14 protein-coding genes and 1 pseudogene are annotated in these 24,904 nt (G+C 72.8%); 8 read left to right on the top strand and 7 right to left on the bottom strand.

Translation table 11 applies throughout. From position 1 onward, the window contains the following. Positions 1-3: 3 nt before the first annotated feature. Positions 4-666: a response regulator gene (locus H9L41_RS13075; RefSeq protein WP_028446932.1), complete on the bottom strand. Its 663-nt coding sequence runs from the start codon at positions 664-666 to the stop codon at positions 4-6. A 461-nt stretch (positions 667-1,127) separates the two neighbouring features. On the opposite strand from H9L41_RS13075, the gene H9L41_RS13070 reads away from it, so the two are divergent. The 5 genes and pseudogenes from H9L41_RS13070 (at position 1,128) to H9L41_RS13050 (ending at position 13,867) form a co-directional block, all read left to right on the top strand. Continuing rightward, on the top strand, positions 1,128-3,236 hold the full coding sequence (locus H9L41_RS13070; RefSeq protein WP_028446933.1) for a TonB-dependent receptor: 2,109 nt from the start codon (positions 1,128-1,130) through the stop codon (positions 3,234-3,236). Between the two features lie 134 nt (positions 3,237-3,370). Further along, entirely contained in the window at positions 3,371-4,678 is a 1,308-nt protein-coding gene (gene fes, locus H9L41_RS13065) for an enterochelin esterase (RefSeq protein WP_028446934.1), read from the top strand. A gap of 89 nt (positions 4,679-4,767) precedes the next feature. Continuing rightward, positions 4,768-4,980, top strand: coding sequence for an MbtH family protein (locus H9L41_RS13060; RefSeq protein ID WP_028446935.1), 213 nt, complete (start codon positions 4,768-4,770; stop codon positions 4,978-4,980). A gap of 158 nt (positions 4,981-5,138) precedes the next feature. Beyond that, positions 5,139-11,447, top strand: a pseudogene (locus H9L41_RS13055) (amino acid adenylation domain-containing protein); the annotation flags it as partial. A 179-nt stretch (positions 11,448-11,626) separates the two neighbouring features. Next, complete coding sequence (locus H9L41_RS13050; protein WP_187523394.1) at positions 11,627-13,867, top strand: amino acid adenylation domain-containing protein; 2,241 nt, start codon at positions 11,627-11,629, stop codon at positions 13,865-13,867. Positions 13,868-14,085: 218 nt separating this feature from the next. Here the strand turns inward: H9L41_RS13050 and H9L41_RS13045 are convergent, their stop codons facing one another. Next, on the bottom strand, positions 14,086-15,099 hold the full coding sequence (locus H9L41_RS13045; protein WP_028446936.1) for a fatty acid desaturase: 1,014 nt from the start codon (positions 15,097-15,099) through the stop codon (positions 14,086-14,088). 309 nt (positions 15,100-15,408) lie between these two features. Here H9L41_RS13045 and H9L41_RS13040 point away from each other — a divergent pair, with 309 nt between their 5' ends. Next, the gene (locus H9L41_RS13040; RefSeq protein ID WP_034607404.1) at positions 15,409-16,281 is read left to right on the top strand and encodes a substrate-binding periplasmic protein; all 873 of its coding nucleotides are present in this window, start codon (positions 15,409-15,411) and stop codon (positions 16,279-16,281) included. A gap of 73 nt (positions 16,282-16,354) precedes the next feature. On the opposite strand, the gene H9L41_RS13035 is transcribed toward H9L41_RS13040, so the two are convergent. The 4 genes from H9L41_RS13035 to fepD all read right to left on the bottom strand — a co-directional run bounded on the left by H9L41_RS13035 (position 16,355) and on the right by fepD (position 20,017). After that, positions 16,355-16,831 carry a Rossmann-fold NAD(P)-binding domain-containing protein gene (locus tag H9L41_RS13035; protein ID WP_051319165.1) on the bottom strand — a complete coding sequence of 159 codons (477 nt, stop codon included), beginning with the start codon at positions 16,829-16,831 and terminating at the stop codon, positions 16,355-16,357. Positions 16,832-17,062: 231 nt separating this feature from the next. Continuing rightward, on the bottom strand, positions 17,063-17,797 hold the full coding sequence (locus tag H9L41_RS13030; protein WP_308419509.1) for an ABC transporter ATP-binding protein: 735 nt from the start codon (positions 17,795-17,797) through the stop codon (positions 17,063-17,065). A 112-nt stretch (positions 17,798-17,909) separates the two neighbouring features. Continuing rightward, the gene (gene fepG, locus H9L41_RS13025; RefSeq protein ID WP_028446939.1) at positions 17,910-18,956 is read right to left on the bottom strand and encodes an iron-enterobactin ABC transporter permease; all 1,047 of its coding nucleotides are present in this window, start codon (positions 18,954-18,956) and stop codon (positions 17,910-17,912) included. Continuing rightward, positions 18,956-20,017: a Fe(3+)-siderophore ABC transporter permease gene (gene fepD, locus H9L41_RS13020; protein ID WP_034607405.1), complete on the bottom strand. Its 1,062-nt coding sequence runs from the start codon at positions 20,015-20,017 to the stop codon at positions 18,956-18,958. The genes fepG and fepD overlap by 1 nt, the downstream gene beginning before the upstream one ends. Positions 20,018-20,324: 307 nt before the next feature. Between fepD and entS the strand changes: the two genes are divergently transcribed. Both entS and H9L41_RS13010 read left to right on the top strand, forming a co-directional pair. Continuing rightward, on the top strand, positions 20,325-21,602 hold the full coding sequence (entS, locus tag H9L41_RS13015; RefSeq protein WP_028446941.1) for an enterobactin transporter EntS: 1,278 nt from the start codon (positions 20,325-20,327) through the stop codon (positions 21,600-21,602). 962 nt (positions 21,603-22,564) lie between these two features. After that, complete coding sequence (locus H9L41_RS13010) at positions 22,565-23,311, top strand: beta propeller repeat protein (RefSeq protein ID WP_187523393.1); 747 nt, start codon at positions 22,565-22,567, stop codon at positions 23,309-23,311. 248 nt (positions 23,312-23,559) lie between these two features. Here the strand turns inward: H9L41_RS13010 and fepB are convergent, their stop codons facing one another. Further along, positions 23,560-24,591, bottom strand: a complete 1,032-nt coding sequence (gene fepB, locus H9L41_RS13005; protein ID WP_028446943.1) for a Fe2+-enterobactin ABC transporter substrate-binding protein — start codon at positions 24,589-24,591, stop codon at positions 23,560-23,562. Between the last annotated feature and the right edge of the window lie 313 nt (positions 24,592-24,904).

Genomic DNA, 24,904 nt, shown 5'->3' with positions numbered 1-24,904 from the left:
GCATCAAGTCGGGGCGTCGAGCCCGTCCAGCAGCAGCGCCAGCCGCAGCGGATCGGGCGTCCCGGCCGCCAGCAGCAGCGCCAGCGCCCGCAGGCCGCGGCCGGCTGCCGCGCCGTGGCGGTCGGCCTCGCCCAAGCCGGCCTCCACTTCGGCCCGCAACTCGGCCAGCCGGCCGGCGGCGTGATGCTGCCGCAGCCGCTCGACCCGCGCAGACCAGTCCGGCGAGGCCGCTGCCGGGCCGGTTACCGGCTGAGCGTCCGCACCGGTTGCCGCGGCGGGCGGCGCCTGGCCGGCCAGCGCGGCGCGCAGCGCGGCGGCCGTCACCGGTTTGGGCAGCACATCGTCGAATCCCAGTTCGAGCAGGGCGGCCCGGTCGGCCGGGCGGTCGACGAAGGTCATCGCTACCAGGCGCGCCACGCCGTGGCGGCGCAATAGCGGGAGCAGGTCGGCGCTGTCGCCGTCGGGCAGGCGGCGGTCGAGCAGGGCGCAGTCGAACGCTTGCGGCGAGGCCAGCAGCGCGCGCGCCTCGTCGAGGCTGGCGGCGTTGCAGGCGGTGGCGCCGGCGCGATCCAGCAGACGCTGCAGAACCATCCGGTTGACCGCATTGTCCTCGAGCAGCAGGACGCGGAGACCGGCGGCGCCATCAGGTGTGGGATCGGTGGTCATACGGTGCGGTAGGGAAGGGCGCGACGATTCCATCCTATGCCTTCCCGCCCGGTTTTGCCCGCGCGCGGCCGGGGCACGCGGCTGGCGTTGATGGCTGCGCCATGCGATGGCTTGGTCAGAGTTGTCAGGTCGCCGTGACGCGCGACGAAGCACGCCCCATTCACTCCTGGATCTCCTGCAGATGCCGGCCAGCGGCGCATCCATGCAGGCGCCCATGGCCCCGATCTTATTGATTAGAATAATGAGAAGCATTATCATTTAAATTCACACAATAAACGACGCAAAACCACGGTTTGCGTTATATGGCCGCGCCGCCCGCCACGCCGGGTTTTCCTCCGCCGATCACTGCCGCCTCGGGCCCCCGAGCCCCGGCCTGCGCGAGCAGGCGGCCGGCGCCGGAGCGGACCGGTTCCAGATGTCCTTCGTTTTCACTGTAAAAAAGCCCAGGGAGTTCACGCACCATGAGTAAGCCCACTGCCGCCAGGCAGCGCAGTCACCTGTTCCTCGCCACCCGGCTGGCGCTGGCCGGCCTGGCCGGGATCGCTGCATCCGGCGCCCATGCCGAGGACGAGGTCACGCTGCCGACCATCACGGTCACCGGCGAGAAGATCGACCGCAGCCAGCAGGCCACCACCACCGCGGTGACCGTGTTCCAGACGCCGAAGGTCGACGACGGCCAGAACCACAGCATCAACGACCTGGCGCAGGAAGTGCCCAACGCCACCCACAATGCCGCCGGCGGCATCAACGTGCGCGGCGTGGCCGGTTCCGGCCCGACCACCGGGGTGTTCACCTTCATCTCCGGCGCGCGGCCGCGCCTGAGCACCACGGTCGACGGCGCGGCGGAAACCTGGGCCGGCCAGCAATACCTGGACGTGGGCCTGTGGGACGTCGAGCAGGTCGAAGTGCTGCGCGGCCCGCAGTCGACCATCCAGGGCCGCAACGCCATCGCCGGCGCGGTGGTGGTGAACAGCAAGGATCCGTCGTTCACGCGCGAGGGCGCGGTGCGCGTCGGCGCCGAGAACGAGGACGGCCGCGCCTACCTGGCCGGCATGCTGTCCGGCCCGGTGGTGGCCGACGAGCTGGCGTTCCGGCTGGCGGCCGAGGTCGCCAAGGGCCATGGCTTCATCGACTACGACGGCGCCTTCCCGTGGGATCCGTCCGAAGTGCAGAACCACACCGTGCGCGCCAAGCTGCTGTGGACGCCGAGCGCGGCGCCCGACTTCAAGGCCAAGCTGACGCTGGTGAACCGCGCCTACGACGGCGAGTACCTGAACCGCATCGAAGCGCCGTGCAGCAGCGCCGATTGCAGCAACGACAAGGATCTGTTCGAGCGCTACGCCTTCTACGGCAAGACCTCGAACACCCGCCGGCAGGATTCCAAGGGCAACACCGCCAACATCGACCTCGACTACCGGTTCAGCACGGCGGTCAGCGGCCACCTGCTGTACAGCCACGGCAACGACAAGCTGCACTTCGACGAATCGGGTGCCGAGCGCTTCTACCTGGACCAGGATCAGAAGAGCAACACGCTGGAAGGCCGCCTGGTGTTCGATCCCAGGGATGGCCGCATCAGCGGCGTGGCCGGCCTGTACTACTTCGACCGCAAGCAGAACCTGATCGCCGCCGACGACTTCGCGGTGACCTTCGCCGGCGACGACAAGGTCGAGACCGTGGCCGGCTATGGCGAAGCCACCGTCGGCCTGGCCGAGCGCCTCGACCTGGTCGCCGGCGCCCGCGTCGAGCGCGAGAAGCAGAAGCGCGACCTCGACGCCTGGCCCGGCATGCCGTGGGCCGGCAAGGTCGACACCGACAAGGGCGAGACCATGTTCCTGCCCAAGCTCGGCCTGCAGTACACGCTGCAGGGCACCACGCTGGGCTTCACCGCGCGCAAGGGCTACAACCCCGGCGGCGGCGGCCTGGACTGGGTGACCAGCGCCTACTACGAGTACGCCAAGGAAGAGGTCGTCACCTACGAGGCGAGCTCGCGCTCGGTGCTGCTGAACAACCGCCTCAGCGTCAACGCCACCGCTTTCTACAACGAGTACAAGGGCTACCAGGCGCTCTACAACCGCCGTCTGGTCAACATCGGCAAGGGCAACAGCTACGGCCTGGAAGTCGATGCCGCGACCCGCGTCTCGCCGAGCCTGAGCCTGTACGGCGCGATCGGCCTGCTGCACACCGAGGTGAAGGACGGCGGCGTCCACGGCAAGGCGATCGAGGGCAACGAGTTCGATTCCGCGCCGTCGATGACCGCCAACCTCGGCTTCAAGCAGAAGTTCGCCGATCACTGGTACCTGGCGGGCAACGTCAGCTACACCGGCGAGTATTTCTCCGGCATCGACAACGACCGGCGCGAGCAGGCCGGCGACTACGTGCTGGCCAATCTGCAGGCCGGCTACGACCGCGATGCCTTCAGCGTGCGCGTCTACGTGAAGAACCTGTTCGACCAGGACGTGATGTACGCCAAGGACATCGGCAGCGAGCGCTGGCCGAAGACCGGCGAGGTGATCGTCGGCGACGTCGGTGCGCCGCGCACCTTCGGCGTGACGCTCGACTACTGGTTCTAAGGGTTTCGCGCCCGTATGCCCTGCCGGGGCGCAAGTCCCGGCACGGGCCGAGGCCCGCCGCAAGAACGGATGGCGGGTCCGCCCCGGCCTGGAATCGGGCGGAACACCGAATAAATAAAAGCAGGAGGAAGGTCTTGGAATTCAATCGGGCAGCGCCGCGCACGGCGGCGAGGCTGGCGGCGGCCGAGGTCGGCCAGCCGCATTGGTGGCAGGCGCTGGTCGAAGCCGGCGTGCCGCTGCAGGAGCCGGTATCGGACCGCACGGTCTGCGCGACCTTCGTCTGGCGCGATCCGCACGGCGACGAGACGCGCTCGGATACCCGCCGCGTCTACGTCGACGTCAACTCGGTGACCGATCACCACAGCCCCGATCCGCAGTCGCTGGCGCGCATCGCCGGCACCGACGCGTGGTTCTGGCAGGTCGAGCTGCCGGCCGACTGGCGCGGCAGCTATGCCTTCATCCCGGTCGGCGCCAAGGATCTGCCGCCGGCCTTCGAGGGCGACGCCGAGGCGCGCAATCGGGCGCAGCGGCACTGGTGGCGCTCGATCATGGACCGCGCGATCGCCGATCCGCTCAATCCGCGCGGCCACCGCAGCAACTGGGGCGCGGCGCTGTCGGCGCTGCACTTGCCGCAGGCGCCGGACCAGTCGGCCTGGCAGGCGGTCGACGCCGCCATGGCCGCCGGGACGGCGCCCGCGGCCGACCTGGCCCGGCTGCGCCAGCTCGACTGGAACGGCCGCCGCGTCTGGCTCTACGCCACGGCCCCTCCGGCGGCCGGCCCGCGGCCGGCGGAGGGCCGGCCCCCGGAGCGCCGGCCGCGCGTGCTGCTGCTCGACGGCCAGGGCTGGTTCGAGCGCGGCATCGCCGCGGCGCTCGATGCCGACACCGCCCGCGGCCGCCTGCCGCCGGCCGACTACGTCCTGATCGAATCGCTCGACCGCGAAGCCGAGTTCGGCTGCCGGCCGGCGTTCTGGCAGGCGCTGCAGGACGAGCTGCTGCCGCGGCTCGACCGTTTCGCGCCGGCCGGCGCCGCCGCGACCGTAGTGGCCGGCCAGAGCCTCGGCGGCCTCGGTGCGATGTACGCCGGCCTGCACTGGCCCGAGCGCTTCGGCCGGGTGCTGAGCCAGTCCGGCTCGTTCTGGTGGCCCAAGGTCGACCTGCTGCAGGCGCCGCCGGGCGAGCCGTGCGCGCGCAAGCCCGGCAGCCGCGGCCGGCTGGCCGAGCAGCTGGACGCCGGTGAGCTCGGCCGGGGCGGCCGGCTCAAGGTCTGGCTCGAAGTCGGCAGCCGCGAGGACGTGATGATCGACGTCAACGACAGCCTGTGCGACGCGCTGCGCGACGCCGGCCACACGGTGCGCTACCGCCTGTTCGAAGGCGGCCACGACGGCCTGTGCTGGCGCGGCGGCCTGCTCGACGGCCTGGCCTGGCTGCTGGCCGACTGAGCCGCGCGGCGCCGCCCATTCCCACCCGATCCCAATGCAGGACGCCCGGCCCGCTGCGGCCCGGGCGCATCGACCCAGGAGAACCGAACATGAGCACCGAACAGCTGAACCCCTTCGACGACGAGAGCCAACCCTTCCTGGTGCTGGCCAATGCCCAGCAGCAGCACAGCCTGTGGCCGACCTTCGCCGCGGTGCCGGCCGGCTGGCGGGTGGTGCTGGGGCCGGACAGCCGCGCCGCCTGCGTCGACTGGCTCGAACGCAACTGGACCGATATCCGGCCGCTGGCCGTGCGCGGCGCCTGACGCCGTCCGCACTTCCGTAGGAGCGGCTTCAGCCGCGAACGGGCTGGCGATGCACCGGCGATTCGCGGCTGAAGCCGCTCCTACGAACACCACGGCCTGCGTCTCGCCTTCGCTCGCGCCGGCCCCCTGGTACCCCCACCTCACCGAGGTCAAGAATCGTGTTGAGCACTGCCCAGTCCCACCCCATCCCCGCCGCCGACACCGCGCTGCCGCTGGCCGGCGCCCAGCCCGGCATCTGGCTGGCCGACCAGATCGCCGCCATCCGCAACGGCTACACCGTGGCCCACTACGTCGAGATCGACGGCGCCATCGATCCGCGCTGCCTGGCCGAGGCGATCCGCCAGGGCCTGGCCGAGGCCGACACCGTGCATGCGCGGGTGGTCGAAAGCGCCGACGGCCCGCTGCAATACCTGCCGCCCGCCCGCAGCGTCGAAGCCTGGGGCGAGGCGCTGGCCGCACCCGAATACCTCGACCTCAGCGCCGGCGCCGATCCGCTGGCCGCCGCCCACGCGCTGATGCAGGCCGACCTGGCCCGTCCGCTGCCGGCCGACGCCGCCGAGCCGCTGTACCGCCACCTGCTGCTGCGGGTGGCCGCCGGCGAGGGCGGCGAGCGCTGGTTCTGGTACCAGCGCTACCACCACCTCTGCGTCGACGGCTACAGCTTCGCCGCGCTGACCCGCCGCATGGCCGAGCTCTATGCCGCGCTGCGCCGGGGCCGCGCGATCGGCGACAGCCCCTTCGTGCCGTTCGCCCGGGTGGTCGACGAATACGCCGCCTACCGCGCCGGCGAGGCTTGTGCGCGCGATGCGGCGTTCTGGCGCGACTACGCCGCCGGCCTCGCCGCGCCGGTCTCGTTGTCGAGCCGCGACGCGCGTGCGGCGCAGACCTTCGCCAACGTCGAGGTGCTGCGCCAGCGCCTGCAGCTCGACGCCGGCCGGCTGGCGCGGCTGGCCGAGCAGGGCCGCGCGCTGCAGGTCAGCGCCGCCGAGATGGCGATGGCGGCGGTGTTCGCCTACCTGCACCGGATGAGCGGCGAGACCCGGCTGGTGGTCGGCGTGCCCTTCATGCGCCGTATGGGCTCGGTCGCGGTGCGCGCCACCGGCCCGGTGGTCAACGTGCTGCCGCTGCAGCTCGAGGTCGACCCGGCCCGCGGCCTCGGCGCGCTGGCGCAGCAGCTGTCGGCCGAACTGCGCCGCGTGCGCCGCCACGAGCGCTACGATGCCGAACAGATCCAGCGCGATCTCGGCCTGGTCGGCTCGCGCCGCGCGCTGTACGGCCCCACGCTCAACCTGAAGATCTACGACCAGTCGCTCGATCTCGACGGCGTGGCCGGCACCACCCACCTGCTGGCCGCCGGTCCGGTCGAGGACCTCGAATTCGGCCTGTGGCACGAGGGCGAGGCGCTGACGCTGGAGCTGGCGGCCAATCCGGCCCGCTACGGCGCCGACGAGCTGGCGCTGCACCGCGACCGGCTGGCCGACTTCCTGGCCGCGCTGCTGCGCGACGACGCGGCGCCGCTGGCCGCGGTCGAGCTGCTCGGGGCCGCCGAGCGCGCGGCGCTGGCGCAATGGTCGCAAGGCCCGCGACTGGCGCGGCCGGCCGAGCTGGCGACGGTGCTCGACGCCTTCCAGGCCACCGTCGCCGCCCACGGCGCGGAACGCGCGCTGGTCTGCGGCGATGAGGCGCTCGATTTTGCCGCGCTGTCGGCCCGCGTCGCCCGGCTGGGCCGCCTGCTGATCGCCGAGGGCGCCGGCCCAGACCGGGTGGTGGCGGTCGCGCTGCCGCGCGGCGCCGACGCGGTGGTCGCCATCCTGGCCGTGCTGGCTTCCGGCGCCGCCTACCTGCCGCTCGACCTCGACTACCCGGCCGAGCGGCTGGCGCGCATGTGCGAGGACGCCCGGCCGATCCTGCTGCTGACTCACGCCGGCCTGGCCGCACGGCTGCCGCAGGTCGAACGCCTGGTCGCGCTCGACGACGCGGCCGTGGCGGCCCGGCTGGCTACGCAGCCGGCCGGCCCGATCGCCGACGCCGAGCGCGCCGCGCCGCTGTCGGCCGAGCACCTGGCCTACCTGATCTACACCTCCGGCTCGACCGGCACGCCCAAGGGCGTGATGGTGCGCCACGGCGGCCTGCTCAACCTGCTGCTGTCGCATCGCGCCGGCTTCTACGGCGAGACGCTGCGCAGGCTCGGCGGCCGCCGGCTGCGCGCGGCGCACACCACCTCGTTCTCGTTCGATGCCTCGTGGGAACAGCTGATCTGGCTGCTGCTGGGCCAGGAGCTGCACCTGTGCGACGAGGAGCAGCGCCGCGATGCGCAGGCGCTGGTCGAGCTGGTGCAGGCGCAGGCCATCGACGCGCTCGACGTGCCGCCCTCGCTGCTGCAGCAGATGCTGGCCGCCGGGCTGATGGACCAAGGCCGCCACCATCCGCTGCTGGCGCTGACCGGCAGCGAGGCGGTGCCGCCGGCGCTGTGGCAGGCGGTGCGCCGGTATCCGCAGCTGGCCGTGCACAACTGCTACGGCCCGACCGAATACACCGTCGATACGCTGACCGCCGCCATGACGGTGGCCGATACGCCGGTGATCGGCCGGCCGGTCGCCAACAGCCGGGTGCAGGTGCTCGACCGCCTGCTGCGGCCGGTGCCGGTCGGCGTGGTCGGCGAGCTCTACGTCGCCGGCGAAGGCCTGGCGCGCGGCTACCTGGACCGGCCGGCGCTGACGGCGGCGCGCTTCGTGGCCGATCCGGCCAGGCAGGGCGGGCTGATGTACCGCAGCGGCGACCTGGTGCGCTGGCGCGCCGACGGCCAGCTCGAATTCATCGGCCGCGCCGACCAGCAGATCAAGGTGCGCGGCTTCCGCATCGAACTCGGCGAAGTCGAGCACGCGCTGGCCAGCCTGGCCGGCGTGACCGGCGCGGTGGTGCTGGCCGAGCCGGCCGGCGCCAGCCACCGGCTGCTCGGTTACTGCACCGTGGCCGACGGCGTATCTGACGACCCGGCAGCGCTGCTGGCGCGGCTGGCCGAGAGCCTGCCCGACTACATGCTGCCGGCCGCGCTGGCGGTGCTGCCGGCCTGGCCGCTGACGGTGAACGGCAAGATCGACCGCCAGGCGCTGCCGCCGATCGCCCCGCCGGCGCGCGCCGCCGGCCGCGCCGCGGCGACCGAGGCCGAGCGGCTGGTCTGCGCCGGCGTGGCGGCCGTGCTCGGCCTGGCCGCGGTCGGCGCCGACGACGATTTCTTCAATCTCGGCGGCGACAGCATCTCGGCCATGGGCCTGGGCACCGAGCTGCGCCGCGCCGGCTGGCTGCTGCGGCCGCGCGACGTCTTTGCCCAGCGCACGCCGGCCCGCATGGCGACCGTGCTGCAGGCGCTGCCGGGCAAGGCCGCCGCGCCGGCCGCCGAAGTGCTCGGCGCGGTCGGCCCGCTGCCGATCGTGCAGTGGTTCGGCGAGCATTACGGCCTCGAGCGTCGCTACGCCCAGGGCGTGCTGCTGCGCATCCCGGCCGAGGTCGAGACCATCCACCTCGAGCAGGCGCTGCACGCATTGCAGCGCGCCCATCCGGCGCTGCGCGCGCGGGTCGAGCACGGCGGCCTGGCCATCGCCGCGCCGGGCGCGGCGCTCGACGGCCGCATCCTGCACGCGGTCGAGTCGCCGGCCGGCGACGAGGCGGCCTTCTCGGCCGCGGCCGAGGCGCAGTTCCGCGCCGCAGCCGCCCGGCTCGATCCGGCCGGCGGGCTGATGCTGCAGGCGGTACGCCTGGCCGACGCAGCCGGCCGCGCATGGCTGGTCCTGGTTCTGCATCACCTGGTGGTCGACGGCGTGTCCTGGCGCATCCTGCTGCCCGAGCTGCGGACCGCCTGCCTGGCCGCCGCGGCCGGCACCGCGCCGCTGATCGCGCGCGAAGACAGTTCGCTGCAGGACTGGGCCGCCGAGCTGGCCGCCCAGCTGCCGGCCCGCCGCGCCGAGCTGGCGATGTGGCGCGGCATGCTGGCCGAGGCGCTGCCGCCGCTGGGCCGCCGCCCGCTCGACCCGGCGCGCGACTGCTACGGCCGCGCGCAGGAGGCGCGCACGCTGCTCGACGCCGAGCTGACCGGCGCGCTGCTGCTGGCGCTGCCGCAGGCCTACCGCGCCAACGTCGAGGAAGTGCTGCTCGGCGCGGTGGCGCTGGCCTGCCGCGACGAATTCGGCGCCACGCGGCTGCGGCTGGCCATGGAATCGCACGGCCGCCAGCCGGCCGACGACTCGACGCTCGACCTCGGCCGCACCGTCGGCTGGCTGACCGCCGAATACCCGGTCGAATTCGACCTGGCCGACGCCGGCGACGGCGCCGCTGCGCTGCGCGCGATCAAGCGTGGCCTGCGCCGCATTCCCGACCGCGGCCTCGGCTACGGCGTGCTGCGCCATCTCGACCCGGACCACGGCCCGGCGCTGGCCGCGCTGGAACAGGCGCACAAGCCGGAGATCCTGTTCAACTACCTCGGTCGCTTTGCAACCGACGCGGGTGACTGGGCGCCGCAGCGCGCAGGCGGCTGCTTCGCCGACGCCTTCGCGGTCGACCTCGACCCGACCATGCCGCTCTTGTACGGCCTGGAACTGAACGTCTTCGTCGAGGAAGCCGCCGACGGCGCGCGGCTGGCGCTCAACTGGAGCTGGGCCGACGGCGTGTTCGACGCCGCCGTGGTCGACCGCCTGCACCACGGCATCGCCCGCCACGCCGCCGCGCTGCGCGCGCTGGCCGAGCAGCAGCCGGCCCGCGCCGCCGATACGCTGGTGGCGGCCGAGACGCTGCCGCGCCAGGGCGAGACGCTGAGCGAGGCCGAGCTGGCCGCGCTGGTCGGGCGCCACGGCCCGCTGGCCGCGGTGCTGCCGGTGCTGCCGCTGCAGGAGGGGCTGCTGTTCCACGCCCAGCTCGGCGAGGCGGCCAGCAAGTACAACTCGATCACCCGGCTCGATTTCCACGGCCCGGTCGACGCCGAGCGGCTGCGCGACGCGCTGGAGGCGGTGCTGCGGCGCCATCCGCAGATGGGCGCGGCCTTCGACGTCGAGCTGCGGCGCGATTCGCTGCAACTGCTGCCGCTGGTCGACGGCGCTGCGCGGCGCTGGCCCTGGCAGGCGCACGAGCTGGCCGGGTTCGACGCGGACGGACAGGCGGCCGAGCTGCGCCGCATCGAGCTGGCCGAGCTGAACCGCGACTTCGCCATCGGCGCGGCCGGCGCCGGCCCGCTGCTCAACGCGGTGCTGGTGGCGCGCGGCGAGGTGAACACGGTGTTCCTGACCGCCCACCACCTGGTGGTCGACGGCTGGTCGACGCCGATCCTGCTGCGCGACCTGCTGCAGGCCTACGGCGACGGCCCGGCCGCGCTGCCGCCGACCCGGGTCGACTACCCGACGGTGGTGCGGGCCTTGGCCGGCCGCGACCTCGGCGCCGCGCGCGAGGCCTGGCGCGCGGCGCTGGCCGGCGTGAAGCCGACGCTGCTGTTCGACGGCGCCACCGCGGCGCCGACGGTGCACGAGCTGGAAATGGCGCTGCCGGCCGAACTCGAGCAGGCGCTGCTGGCGCGCTGCCGCCAGGCCGGCCTGACGCTGAACACCGTGATGCAGGGCGCCTTCGGCGCGCTGCTGTCCCTCCTCAGCGGCCGCGACGACGTGGTGTTCGGCTCGCCGGTCTCGGGCCGTTTCAGCCCGGTCGACGGCATCGCCGAACACGTCGGCCTGTTCAGCAACACCATCCCGGTACGGGTGAAGCTGGAGCCGCGCCGGCCGCTGCTGGACCAGCTGGCCGCGCTGCAGGCGCAGCAGATCCAGCTGCTCGAGCACGACGGCCTGGGCCTGTCGGAGATCCAGCGCATCGCCGGCGTCGCCAAGCTGTTCGACACCCTGCTGGTCAGCGAGAACTACCCGGACGACGGCAGCCTGCATGCGCGCGATTACCACGGCGCCCGGCTGGGCGAGCTGCGCAACCGCGGCTACACCCATTACCCGCTTACGGTGATGGTGCTGCCGGGCGAGCGGCTGCGGCTGATCATCGAATACCGCGACCTGGTGCGCGAGCCGCAACAGCTGGCCGAGCGGCTGCTGGCGCTGCTCGACCACCTGGCCAACCGGCCCGAGCAGCCGTGGTCGAGCTTCGATGCCTTGACCGGCGCCGAACGCGCGCTGATCGACGGCGTCAACGCCACCGGCGCCGACGTGCCGCGGACCACGCTGCCGGCGCTGCTGGCGGCCCAGGCCGCGCGCACGCCGGAGGCGATCGCATTGAGCGATGCGGAGCACCGGCTCAGTTATCGCGAGGTGCGCGCCCATACCGTCCGGCTGGCCTGCCGCATGCAGGCGGCCGGCGTCGGCCTGGGCGAGGTGGTGGCCGTGGCGCTGCCGCGCTCGGTGCTGCTGAGCCTGGCGCTGTACGCCACGGTCGAGGCCGGCGCGGCCTACCTGCCGCTCGACACCGGCTACCCCGACGAGCGGCTGGCCTATATGGTCGGCAATGCGCGGCCGCGGCTGATCGTCACCACTTCCGAGCTGGCGGCGCGCTTCGCGACCATGGGCGAACTGCTGCTGCTCGACGGTCTGGCGGAAATTGAAAACCACGACCCGTCAATGGCGACGCAGACCCATTCCTCCCCTTCAAGGAGGAGGCGAGGAGGGGGATGGGGTTTGATGCCGTCGACACCAACCCCATCCCCAGCCTGCGCCGGCCGCCCCCGGCCCTCCCCTCGAAGGGGAGGGAGACAGCGCTCGAACCTGGACTCACGCCGGCCCACGCCGCCTACCTGCTCTACACCTCCGGCTCCACCGGCAAGCCCAAGGGCGTGCTGGTGTCGCACCAGGCCATCGTCAACCGCCTCTTGTGGATGCAGCACGAGTACGGCATGCAGGCCGACGACGTGGTGCTGCAGAAGACGCCGAGCAGCTTCGACGTCTCGGTGTGGGAATTCTTCTGGCCGCCCATCGTCGGCGCCCGGCTGCACATGGCGCCGCCCGAGTCGCACCGCGACCCCGAGGCGCTGCTGCGGCTGATCGAGGACGAGCAGGTCAGCACCGCCCACTTCGTGCCTTCGATGCTGGCGGCCTTCGTCGGCCACCTCGACGGGCTGGACCGCGCCGGCCCCGGCGCCACGCTGCGGCGGGTGTTCTGCAGCGGCGAGGCGCTGTCGCGCGAGCTGGCCGACGGTTATGCGCGCCGCATCGCCGCGCCCTTGCACAACCTGTACGGGCCGACCGAGGCGGCGGTCGACGTCACCTACAAGGCCGCGGCCGACGATGACCTCGACAGCCGCCTGGCCGCCAGCGTGCCGATCGGCAAGCCGGTGTGGAATACCCGCCTGCGCATCCTCGACGGCTATCTGCGGCCGGTGCCGGTCGGCGTGCCGGGCGAGCTCTATCTCGCCGGCGTGCAGCTGGCCGACGGCTACCTGAACCGGCCCGACCTCAGCGCCGGGCGCTTCGTGGCCGACCCCTGGGGCGAGGGCGAGCGCATGTACCGCACCGGCGACGTGGTGCGCTGGCTGCCGGGCGGCGACGTCGAATACCTCGGCCGCAGCGACGACCAGCTGAAGATCCGCGGCCAGCGCATCGAGCTCGGCGACATCGAGGCGGCGCTCTCGGCGCTGCCCGGCGTGGCGCGCGCGGTGGTGCACGCCCGCGTGCTCGGCGGCCAGACCGCGGCGGCCGGCATGGATGCGCGCCAGCTGGTCGGCTACGTGATCGCGGCCGACCCGCAGGCCGAACTCGATACCGCTGCACTGCGTGCCGCGCTGGCCGCCACGCTGCCGGCCCATATGGTGCCGGTGGCGGTGGTGCGGCTCGCGGCCTTCCCGCTCAGCGCCAACGGCAAGCTCGACCGCAAGGCGCTGCCCGAGCCGTCGGCCGCCGCGGCCGCCGGCCGGGCGCCGCGGCCGGGGCTGGAAAGCCAGTTGGCCGGCGTGTTCGCCCGCCTGCTCGATCTGCCGGCGGTGCAGGCCGAGGACGATTTCTTCGCCCTCGGTGGCCATTCGCTGCTGGCCATGCGGCTGGCGGCCGAGCTGCGGCGCGAGCTGGGCCGGCCGGTCTCGGTCGGCCAGATCATGGTGTCGCCGACGGTGGCCAAGCTGGCCGCCGTGCTGTCGGACGCCGCCGCGGCCGGCGACCCGGCCAACGCCGGCTTCGGCGAGGTGCTGCACCTGCGCGGCGGTCGCGGCCGGCCGCTGTTCTGCATCCACCCGGCCTCCGGCTTCGCCTGGCAGTACAGCGCCTTCGCCCGCCACCTGCCGGCCGAGCTGCCGCTGGTCGGCCTGCAATCGCCGCGCCCGCACGGCGCCATCGCCGCCAGCGCCGATCTCGATGCGATGTGCGGACAGCACCTGGCCACGTTGCGCCGCATCCAGCCCGAGGGGCCGTACCACCTGGTCGGCTACTCGCTCGGCGGCACCATCGCCCAGGGGCTGGCGGCGCGGCTGCGAGAAGCCGGCGAGGAGGTCGCCTTCCTCGGCCTGTTCGACACCTATCCGCCCGAGGGCCAGGACTGGAGCGGCCCGACCGAGGAAGAGGCGCGCTCCGAGGTCGACCGCGAGCAGGCCCAGTTCATGGCCGCCACCGAGGAGGCCGCCGACGAGTTCATGCTGCGCGAGAAGACCGAGATGTTCGGCCATATCGTGGCCAACTATCAGGACGCGGTACGCATCCTGTCGCAGGCGCGCACCCGGCGCTTCGACGGCGAGGCGACGCTGTTCGTCGCCAGCCGCACCCTGCCGGCCGGCTGGGATCCGCGCGGCAGCTGGGCGGACTACCTCGGCGGGCTGGAGGTGCACGAGCTCGACTGCGCCCACGAGGACATCCTCGACCCGGCCACGCTGGAGACGCTGGGGCCCTTGCTGCGCGAGCGGCTGGCGCGGGTGGCAACGCTGGGCTGACATGCCGGCCGACATGGCGCAGGAGCGGCTTCGGCCGCGAATGGTCGTGCATCTCTGCCGCCATTCGCGGCTGAAGCCGCTCCTACGCTGCTCGGCCATCGCAGGTCGGACTTCCGCGGGTAGGGGGCACGCTTTCCAGCCTACGCGCTAGCGATCGGCCCAACGCGGAGACCGGGTCCGCGCCATGTTCACCGCGTGGGCACGAAGGACGTGGCCCCCTAGGGCGTGCGTGTTCCACTGCCGTCGGCTGCAGGCCGCGCGTCGCGGCCGAAGGAGGCGAACAGCTCGCCCATGCCGACCGTGCGGGCCTCGCTGCCGCGCAGTTCGTGGCGGCGCCAGAACGGCACCTGCGGATGCTCGTGGTGCTCGTAGTGCGACCACGAGCAGTGCGGCGTGATCAGGATGCGCTGCCACCAGTTGGCCTGCACGCGGTGGGTGGACGGCGTGCCGACGTGCTCGGTCCAGGTCCGCAGCCGGAAGAAGCCCCAGAACGAGGTCAGCAGCGCCAGCGCCCATACCGCGATCACCACGTCGAGGCCGAGCAGGTGCAGCGCGCCGCCGACCGCCGCCCACCAGGCCAGCGGCCCGAGCCAGCTGCGCGGGCCGGACTTGCCGAGCAGCCAGTAGGCCTTGGCCACCTCCACCACGCCGAAGCCGATCAGATCGAGCAGGAAGTAGCGCACGATGCGGCCGCGCGTCATCGGCAGCGCCCATTGCCGCCGGCTCCAGCGCTGCTTGAACAGCAGTTCCGGGTCGCGCTCGGTGGTGAAGTGGCGGTGATGGTCGAGGTGGAAGCTGCGGAAGTCGTGCAGGCCGGTCAACAGCGGCCAGAAGCACAGCAGCTCGGAGGCCAGGTCGTTGACGCGGCGGCTGCGGGCGGCGGCGAAGTGGGCGCCGTCGTGGCCGAGCACGCCGAGACCGTGCTGGCGGCTGCCGATCAGCACCGTGACCAGCGCCCACACCGCCAGGCGGTCGGCGGCGAGGCCGAGCGCGAACAGGCCGGCGATGGCGGCCCACTCGGCCAGCGCCGGCAGCAGCCACTTGTGGAATTTCCGCTCGGCCAGCGCGCGGCCGGCGAGCGGGCCGGGCGAGCCGCCAGCGCGGTCCGCCTCGGCCCGCTTGCCGGTGGACTGCCGCGGCGAGGCGCCGGCGACGGGCCGGCGTCCGCGCCCGCCGGGGCAAAGCCAGGCCGGCGATCTCGCCGCCGGGATGCGATAGGCGCAGCCAGCCATGGAGGCGCTCCTTCGATGAGCCACGTCGGGAAGCCGCAGCGGCGGACCGCGCAGCGGCATGTCGTGCCGGGCGCGGGACGCCGGTTGCGGCGGGGATTCAGCGGGAGTCCCGGTGCGAAGTGCGCAGGGGCGGCGCGGCGGCCTGGATGGGGTGGCGCATGATTCCTCCTGGTCTGGCTAGGTCTTGTAAGCCGTGTATAGACCAGGCGCGCCCGGCTGCCGGACCGGGCTCCGACGGACGGCCGGCCGCCGGCCCGGCCGGCGCGGTGCTGCTATAACGATGGCATGTTCCCGAGCCAGGCCCGACGCATGCGCATCCTGCTTTCCCTGCTCGCCGGCCTGTGCCTGGCCGCCGCGGCCGGCGCCGCCGACCGGGTGGTCTACCCGGCGCCCGAGGGCGCCAACGACGTGCGCCACGACGACAAGCTGGCCTATCTCAAGGGGGCGCTCGAACGTACCCGGCCGCAGTACGGCGACTACACGCTGCAGCCGGCCCGCACGGTGATGAACAAGGCGCGGCAGCTGGTCTCGCTGGCCGAGGGCAAGGAACTGACGCTGGCCTGGGGCAGCACCTCGCTGGAGATGGAACGCGACTACCTGCCGGTCCGCATCCCGCTGCGCAAGGGCCTCGGCGGCTACCGCATCGCGCTGATCGCCCGCGGCCGCCAGGCCGAGTTCGACCGCGTGCGCAGCCTGGACGACCTGAAGCGCTTCAGCATCGGCCAGGGCAACGGCTGGGCCGGCAACGCGGTGCTGACGGACGCCGGCCTCAACGTGGTCACCAGCAGCTACGACAGCCTGTTCCGCATGGTGGCGATGCGCCGCATCGACCTGTTCCCGCGCGGGCTGTCGGAGGCCTTCGCCGAATACGAGGCCAACCGCGCCGCGGTCCCCGACCTGGCGGTCGAGCAGAGCCTGGTGCTGCGCTACGACAATCCCTATTACTTCTTCGTCAACAAGGACAACCAGCGGCTGGCGCGGCGGATCGAGCAGGGGCTGCGGATGATGATCCGCGACGGCGGCTTCGACGAGATCTTCTGGCGCTACAACGGCGAGTGGATCCGCCGCGCCCGGCTGGGCGAGCGGCGCGTGATCCGGCTGGACAACGGCGGCCTGCCGCCGCTGACGCCGTTGGCCGACAAGAGCCTGTGGTTCGATCCGGCCGCGCCGTTGCCCAAGTGAATCGCTAGCGGACGGCGCCCGCCAGCATCAGCGCGCCGCACAGCAGCAGGGCGCCGCCGCCGAGCCGGCCCAGTCAGTGCAGGAAGTCGGCGATGCCCTGGGCCTCGATGAAGGAACTCGGGCCGCTGCCGGCGGCATGGCGCAGCGGCTGGCCGCGCAGCAGCCGGTCGGCGTAGCCGGCCAGCCGACCGGTGAAGTCGCCGCTGCCGGCCAGCACATGGCCGATGCGTACGCTGGTCACGGGCAGCCGGCCGTCGCGGTACAGCAGCGCCTCGGCCTGCCGCTTGCCGTCGCCGTAGCGCTGTGCGGCCGCCGGCGCGTGCCAGGGATAGTCCAGCTCGATCGGTTCGCCCGCCAGCGCGAGGTCGTCCTCGCGGAAGGGGCGCTCGAGCCGGCCGAGCAGCGGCCGGTAGACCTCGATGGTCGAGGCCATCACGTAGCGGCCGACCTTGCCGGCGAACACCTCGGCGCCGATCAGCGCGTCGAGCGGGCTGTAGCAGACCTGGTCGTAGACCAGCTCGTAGCGCGCGCCGGCGAAGGCGGTCGCCATGGCCGCTCGGTCGCGCCGATCCACCTGGATTCGTCCGACGCGGTCGCCGAAGGCATCGGCCGCGATGCCGCGCGGAGCTGGACCTGCGGCTCGGGCCGTGCGCCGCCGTGGCCTCCGACTACGGTTACCGGCTGCTGCGCGCGACGGCGGCGCCGAAGGTGGCACGCTTCGAGGCCTGGCTGCGGCAGGAAGCGGCCGCGATGGAAAGCGGCGCCTGAGCGCCGGGCGCGCTCAGGCCGGCGCGGCGACCGGCTGGGCCCGGCCGCGCGGGATCACCAGCGGGGTGTGGCTGACCGGGTCGTCGATCACCAGGCAGGGCAGGCCGAACACCCGCTCGACCAGCTCGGCCGTGATCACCTCGGCCGGCGCGCCCTCGGCCACGATGCGGCCCTCGCGCATGGCGATCAGGTGGCTGGCGTAGCGGCAGGCGTGGTTGAGGTCGTGCAGCACCGCGATCAGCGTGCGGCCGGTGTCGCGGTTGAGCTGGCGGAACAGCTCCAGCAGCTCGATCTGGTGGGCGATGTCGAGGAAGGTGGTCGGCTCGTCGAGCAGCAGCAGCGGCGTTTCCTGCGCCAGCGCCATCGCCACCCAGACGCGCTGGCGCTGGCCGCCCGACAGCTCGTCGACCGCGCGGTCGGCCAGCTCGGCCACGCCGGTGGCGGCCATGGCGGCCTGCACCGCGGCCTCGTCGGCGCGGCTCCATTGCCGCAGCAGGCCCTGGTGCGGATAGCGGCCGCGCGCCACCAGCTCGGCCACGCCGATGCCGTCCGGCGCGCTGGCGCTCTGCGGCAGCAGGCCGATCCGCTGGGCGACCGCGCGGGCCGGGTAGCCGTGGATGTCGCGGCCGTCGAGGTAGACGTGGCCGGCCTGCGGCGGCAGCAGCCGCGACAGGCTGCGCAGCAGGGTCGACTTGCCGCAGCCGTTGGGGCCGACGATCACGGTGAAGGAGCCGTCCGGAATGCGCACGTCGAGCTCGGGGCAGATGGTGCGCGCGCCGTAGCCCAGCCGCAGGTGGCGGCCTTGCAGGCGGACGCCGGCCTGCGGCGGCGCGTCGGGATGGGAGGGGGCAGGGGAGCGTTCATGTCGGATCGGGGCGCGATTGGCGCAGCAGCAGCCAGACCAGGTAGAGGCCGCCGATGCTGACGGTGACCACGCCGACCGGCAGCTGGCGCGGGGCGAACAGGTGCTGGCCGCAGTAGTCGGCCGCCAAGAGCAGCAGGGCGCCCATCCAGGCCGAGCACAGCAGCGTGGTGGCATGGCTGCGGCAGAGCCGCTGGGCCAGTTGCGGCGCGGCCAGCGCGATGAAGGAGATCGGCCCGGCGGCGGCGGTGGCGGCGGCGGTCAGCACCACGCCGAGGCTCATCAACTGCAGCCGGGTGCGCTCGGCCGGCACGCCGAGCGCGCTGGCGCCGTCGTCGCCCATTTCCAGCAGCCGCATGCGCGGGCCCAGCGCCAGCGCCAGCAGCATGGCGGCGCAGCAGAACAGCGCCGAGGGCAGGCCCTTGTCCCAGGTGATGCCGTTGAGCGAGCCTGCGCCCCACAGCGCGGCGCTCATCGCCGATTCGAGGCTGGCGTGCAGCGTGAGCCAGGTGTTGAAGGCGGCCAGCATGGCGCTGACGGCGATGCCGACGATGATCAGCCGGAAGCCGTGGATGCCGTCGCGCCAGGCCAAGAGGTAGACCACGGCCGCCGCGGCCAGGCCGCCGGCCAGCGCGCCGCCGGCGATCTCGAAATAGCTGCCCTGCAGCAGCACGATGGTGACCAGCGCGCCGGTATGGGCGCCGGTGTTGAAGCCGATCACGTCGGGGCTGCCGAGCGGATTGCGGATCAGCGACTGGAAGATCGCGCCGCTCATGCCCAGCGCGCCGCCGACCACCAGCGCCATCGCCACCCGCGGCAGCCGCCATTGCAGCACCACCGCCGCCAGCCGCGGCGGACCGTCGCCCAGCAGCGCCTGCACCACCTGCGCCGTATCGAGCCGCAGCGCGCCGGCCTGCAGCGCCAGGCCGGCCAGCACGGCGCAGGCGAGCGCCAGCAAGGCGCCGGTGGCGAGGCCGGCGGTGCGCAGGCGGATATTGATGCGGCCGTCCGGGTGGCCGAGCAGCACGATGCGTTCGCGCGACATCAGCGCGCTCCCGGCGACTGGCCGCGCCGCGCCAGCCAGATCAGCACCGGCGCGCCGACGAAGGCGGTGACGATGGAGACGCGCAGCTCGCCCGGCACCAGCAGGCGGCCGGCCACGTCGGACAGCAGCAGCAGGGTCGGCGCCAGCAGCATGGTGAACGGCAGGATCCAGCGCTGGTCGCTGCCGACCATCCAGCGCGCCACGTGCGGGATCATCAGCCCGACGAAGCCGATCGGTCCGGCCGCCGCGGTACTGGCGCCGCACAGCACGGTGATGGCCAGCACCGCGCCGGCATGCACCAGCCGCGGCCGGCCGCCGAGCGCGCGCGCCAGGTCCTCGCCCAGCCCGAGCAGGTTGAGCGGCCGCGCCAGCGTCAGCGCCAGCAGGCAGCCGAGGCCGATCGGCGCGGCGACCCGTTGCACCAGGCCCAGGTCGCGCACGTCGAGCGAGCCGGCGCCCCAGAAGCGCACGCGGTCGAAGGCGGCCGGATCGAGCAGGGTGACGGCCGAAGACAGGCCCATCAGCACCGCGCCGATCGCCACCCCGGCCAGCACGAAGCGCATCGGCTCGAGCCGCGCCGCGCCGTAGGAACCGACCAGGTAGACCAGCACGGTGGCCGCCAGCGCGCCGGCGAAGGCGAAACCGAGCAGGCCGGCGGCCGAGCCGGCCGGCAGCAGCGACACCCCGAGCACCACCGCGAAGCTGGCGCCGGCGTTGACGCCGAGGATGCCGGGATCGGCCAGCGGATTGCGCGTCAGCGCCTGGATCAGCGCGCCCGACAGGCCCAGCGCCGCGCCGGCCAGGAGGCCCAGCAGGGTGCGCGGCAGGCGGCCGGACTGGACGATCGCCGCATCGGGATGCAGGCCGCTGCCGAACAGGCTGTCGGCCACCACCGCCAGCGGGATGGGCTTGGCGCCGAGCGTGAGGCTGGCCAGCACGGCCAGCGCGAGCGCGCCGAGGCAGGCCAGCAGCCAGAGCAGGCGCGGCGAACGGGAGGAGGGCGGGGACGGGGCGGCCGCGTTCCGGCAGGACGCGGGCGCGCTGGGTGCTGCGATATTCAAATGCAAATCGTTCTTATTTAGATTCAATCATGTTAGCATGCCGCGCTGTCCGAGGCACGCCGGCCGGACTTTCCACGCGCCGCCGCACGGTTCGCAGAACTTATGCAGGAGCGGCTTCAGCCGCGAATGGCGGGGCACGCTCCGACGATGGGGGAGGCTCGGCCATTCGCGGCTGAAGCCGCTCCTGCGGGCGGCGGCGCGGCTTGCCGTTCCATGTCCGTCCGGCCGCCTCGCATCCGATGAACCCGCCCGCCGCGGCCGCTTTCCGGCCCGGCCGGCGAGCAACGTTTCCCCCGATACCGCCCCCATGAGCAAACCTTCCTTCTTCGTCGATTTCAGCCTCTTGCGGCAGAACGCGCATTTCCGCGCCGTGTTCGTGGCGCGGATGATGTCGGTATTCGCGCTCGGCATCCTCACCGTGGCCGTGCCGGTGCAGATCCACCAGCTGACCGGCTCCACCCTGCAGGTCGGCCTGGCGATGGCGCTCGACGGCGTCGGCATGTTCGTCGGGCTGATGTGCGGCGGCGTGCTGGCCGACCGCTTCGACCGCCGCCGGCTGATCCTGCTGGCGCGCGGCCTGTGCGGCACCGGCTTCCTGGTGCTGGCGCTCAACAGCTTCGTGGCGGCGCCGTCGGTGCTGGCGCTCTACCTGGTCTCGCTGTGGGACGGCTTCTTCGGCGCGATGGGCATCACCGCGCTGATGGCGGCGATCCCGGCCATCGTCGGCCGCGACAACCTGCCGGCCGCCGGCGCGCTGAGCATGCTGACCGTGCGCTTCGGCGGCGTGATGGCGCCGATGGTCGGCGGCATCGTGATCGCCGGCGCCGGGGTGAGCTGGAACTACCTGCTGGCCGGCATCGGCACGCTCGGCACGCTGATCCCGTTGACCCGGCTGCCTTCGCTCAAGCCCGAGGGCTACGAGCCGGAACACCCGCTGCGCGCGCTGCGCGAAGGCCTGCAGTTCCTGTTCGAGCACAAGGTGGTCGGCGCGGTGATCGCCGCCGGCACGCTGCAGGCGCTGCTCGGCGCGATCCGCGTGCTGTTCCCGGCGCTGGCCCAGGAAGGCTGGGGCGGCGGCGCCTTCGAGGTCGGCCTGATGTATTCGGCGGTGCCGCTGGGCGCCATGATCGGCGCCTTCACCAGCGGCTGGGTCGGCGGCCTGCGCCGGCCGGGCGCCATGCTGCTCGGCTGCGTGCTGGCGTCCTCGCTGACGGTGGCCTCGCTCGGCCTGGTCGGCCACCTGCTGCCGGGCCTGGTCGCGCTGGCGCTGCTCGGCTACTTCGGCTCGATCGCCTCGCTGCTGCAGTTCACCCTGGTGCAGGGCCATACGCCCGACCGGCTGCTGGGCCGCGTCAACAGCCTGTGGAACGCCCAGGACGTGGTCGGCGACGCCGCCGGCGCGCTGGGCCTCGGCGCGCTGGGCCGGGCATTGGCGCCGGTGGCCGCGGTCGGCTGGTTCGGCGCGGCGGCGGCGGCGATCGCGCTGGCGATGACGGCGGGGTTCGGTTCGCTGCGGCGGCTGGGGGCGCTGGCCGGGCCGGGCGAGATGCCGGCCGGCGAGGCGCCCGATCCGGCGACGCCCTGAATCCGGCCGGACCGGTCGGTCCTCGACGCGACGGTGAACTATGATGCGCTGGGCTTTCAGCGGCATGGCCGCCGGTTCCGCGTATTCAACGAACGACTGGGGAGTCGAATTTGTTCGCCGTACATGTATACAAGAAGAAACTGGGCGCGCTGCTGCTCGCCACGCTGCTGGCAGCCTGCGCCAGCGGCCCGCAGGTCGCGCCGCAGGATCCGGCCCGACTGGCCGCCAGCCATGGCTTCGTGCAGGCCGTGGTGCCGGCTTCATGGTCCGGCGCGGAAACTACGCTGACCCTGAAGTCGACTGCCGGCGGCGAGCGCTTCGCCCTGGTCCCGGCCGGGCCGGCCTGCAGCGGTATGCGCTGTGGCTGCCGGCCGGCGAGTACGAAATCGAGGAGATGCGCGGCAAGCAGCCGAGCGCGCTGCCGCCGATCCGGGTCGAGGCGGGCCGGGCGACCGACCTAGGCGGGATCCGCTGGTTCGATCTCGGCGGCTACGAGCGCGTGCTGGTGCCGTTCGTCCACCCGGAAATCAGCGCCGAGCTTGAAGTCGGCATTGCGCAGAACCGCGCCTATCTGAACGGCGCCGCGCCGATCGCCTGGCGCCCGGCCGTTCTCCCGGAAGCGCAGCAGATCGCCCAGCCCGATACCGGCCTCGGCCTGATCGTCGACCTGATGATGGCCTACGAGCGCTCGGTCAACCGGCCCTCGATCAAGAAGCAGCTCAAGGAGGCGCGCAGCCCGAGGCTTTCCTGCCGCTGGCGCGGACCGCGGCGGTGCCGACGCTCAACGAGCTGGCCGGCAGCGCCGAGGGCGACCTCTACCTCGGCGCCGATTTCGGCCAGATCCGGCAGCGCCGGCCGTCGGGGAATGGAGCGTCATCGATACCGCGACGACGCTGCCGGTAACGGCGGTCTACAGTGCCGGCCCGCTTCTACTGGCCGGCACCTGGCATGGCCAGATCCGCATGCGCCGCTCGCCCGATGCCGGCTGGGAGGTGACCAAGGCCCTGCCGAACGACGAGATGGTGATCGATATCGACCGCGCCGGTGCGCGCTGGCTGGTGCTCGCCGCCAGGATCAAGCCGGCTCCGTTTCCCGGGCTGGTCGATGTCGACGGCCTGAAAGTGTATTCGGGCGTGCGCGACGATGCGTCCGACCTGGCTTTGCTCAAGACCGTCGACCTCCAACACCGGACCCTGCCGCAGGGCCTCGGCACGCGCGGCCAGGTCTGGGCAGGCGCCTATTACCTGAACGCCGTCACCGCGCTGGAACGGCTCGATCCTGCGACGCTGCAATGGCAGCCGCTACAGCCGGGTCACCCGGTCTCGCACTTCCGCGTCGCCGAGCCGTCGGGCCTGCTGACTGCTTTCCTGGCACAGGGCATGTTCTCCAAACTCAGCGTGTCGGCCGACGCCGGCAAGACCTGGCGCCGCATGGAGACGCCGCCTTATACGGTCGACGACGTCCAGGTGCTGGATCCGCAGACCGCGCAGGCGACGCGCTGGAGCGCCGGCGCCTTCACGGCGAACATCGAGTTCCTGCGCTACGACCTGGCTGGCCAGACCTGGCCCAGGATACTGGAAGCCGCGCCCGAGGCTTGCCGGCGAACGTTCAAGACGCAGGACGGCGCGGCGGTGTTCTGCTTGTCGCGTGGCGGTTCTATCCTGCGTTTCGACGGCAAAGGCCTGGTAGTCGAGTTCGCCGCTGACTGAGGTCGGGCTGGGGAGGCGCAACATCGATGTCGGCGAACAGGTGTTGTAGAGCGGCTTCAGCCGCGAATCGCCGGTAAGCGCTACCCGGCGATTCGCGGCTGAAGCCGCTCCTGCAGCTATGGTCTACGTAGGTCGGGCTTCATGCCCGACTGGCGCCTCCGATCCAGGTCGCTGTCGGGCGTAAAGCCCGACCTACATAAAGCCCGACCTGCATCTCGCACGACGACCGGCGCGATGCTCGTCGGAGCCTATTGCGCCGCCGCGCCGAACTCCTTGGCCAGCAGGTCGAGCAGCCGGCTCGAGCTGTAGTAGTCGAGCCGGAAGGTATCGAGCCCCATCGCATAGACGCGGCCCTCGGCCACCGCCGGGTTGCGGGCCAGGAAGCGGTTGGCCTTGACCTGCCGCACCATGCGCGCGTCGGCCGAGAACAGCAGCAGCGTGCGGCCCTGCAGGCCTTCGGCGAAGCGCTCGCCCGAGATCTGCACGATGTCGCGGCGGATGCCCATGCTGGTGTCGCCGCGCACCGAATCGGGCACCGCTGCCAGCTGGAAACCGAGCTCGGTCAGCAACTTGCCCTGCGCCGATTCGGGCGTCCAGACGTTGGCGCCCGAGTCGTCCTCGTAATAGACCAGCGCGCTGGTCGGCTGCGGCGGCAGCCGCAGCCTGGCGCGGGTGGCGGCCACCTGGGCTTCGAAGCGGGCGATCAGCGCCTTGGCCTCGGCTTCGCGGCCGGTGGCGTGGCCCAGCAGCGTGGCCAGTTCCTGCCAGCTCTTGTCGTCGTAGTTGACCACCAGCACCGGCGCGACCTGGCTCAGCTGCTCGTACAGCTTGAGCGCCGAATCGCCGCCGGTGCCGGCGATCACGATCAGGTCCGGCTCGGCCGCGGCGATCGCCTCGGCGTTCGGCTCGCCCTGGTAGAGCGGCTCGAGGCCGCGCGCGCGGGCGACGTCCGACCACTGGGTGAAGAAGCCTTGCGCGTCGGCGATCGTGGTATTGGCCTGGGTGGCGCCGCTGCCGGCCAGCGGCGCGTCGATCGCCAGCAGCGTGCCGGTCAGCGTCACGCTGGTCGAGACGATGCGCTGCGGCGGCCGTTCGAGCGTCAGCGTGCCCTTGGAGGTGACCACGCTGCGCGGCCAGCCCGCGACCTGGGCAACTTGCGGCGCTTCGGCCGTGGCGGTGGAAGACGGCGCACGGCCGCAGCCGGCGAGCAGCGCCAGCGCGCCGGCGAGCAGCAGGGCGGTCAGGCGGGACGGGGTGGAAATCATCTGGGTGGGAGTCATCGGGAATCCGGTGGGTCTGGGGCGGCGCGGCCCGGGTTTGCCGGAGCGTCATCGTCCCGCGGCGGCGCCGGGGCGTGATTTTATTTCAAATGATAAGTATTATCATTACTATCTTGGCCGGCTGCGCGCCGAGCCGGGCGCTCTGATCCGATCAGGACTGTGCCTTGGTCGATCTGCGGCCGCGCCGTAGCCGGTCGTCTGCAGCAGCCGCCATAGCGGGTCGCCAGCCTCGGCGATCCGCAGGCCGGGCGTGATCGCTGCCCGTAGCCGGTCGCCCGTAGCCGGTCGCCCGTAGCCGGTCGCCCGCAGCCGG

Source organism: Chitinimonas koreensis (assembly GCF_014353015.1).
Lineage (GTDB): Bacteria > Pseudomonadota > Gammaproteobacteria > Burkholderiales > Chitinimonadaceae > Chitinimonas > Chitinimonas koreensis.
The sequence above is the reverse complement of the archived record's forward strand: the minus strand, read 5'-3'. Positions and strand labels throughout refer to the sequence as shown.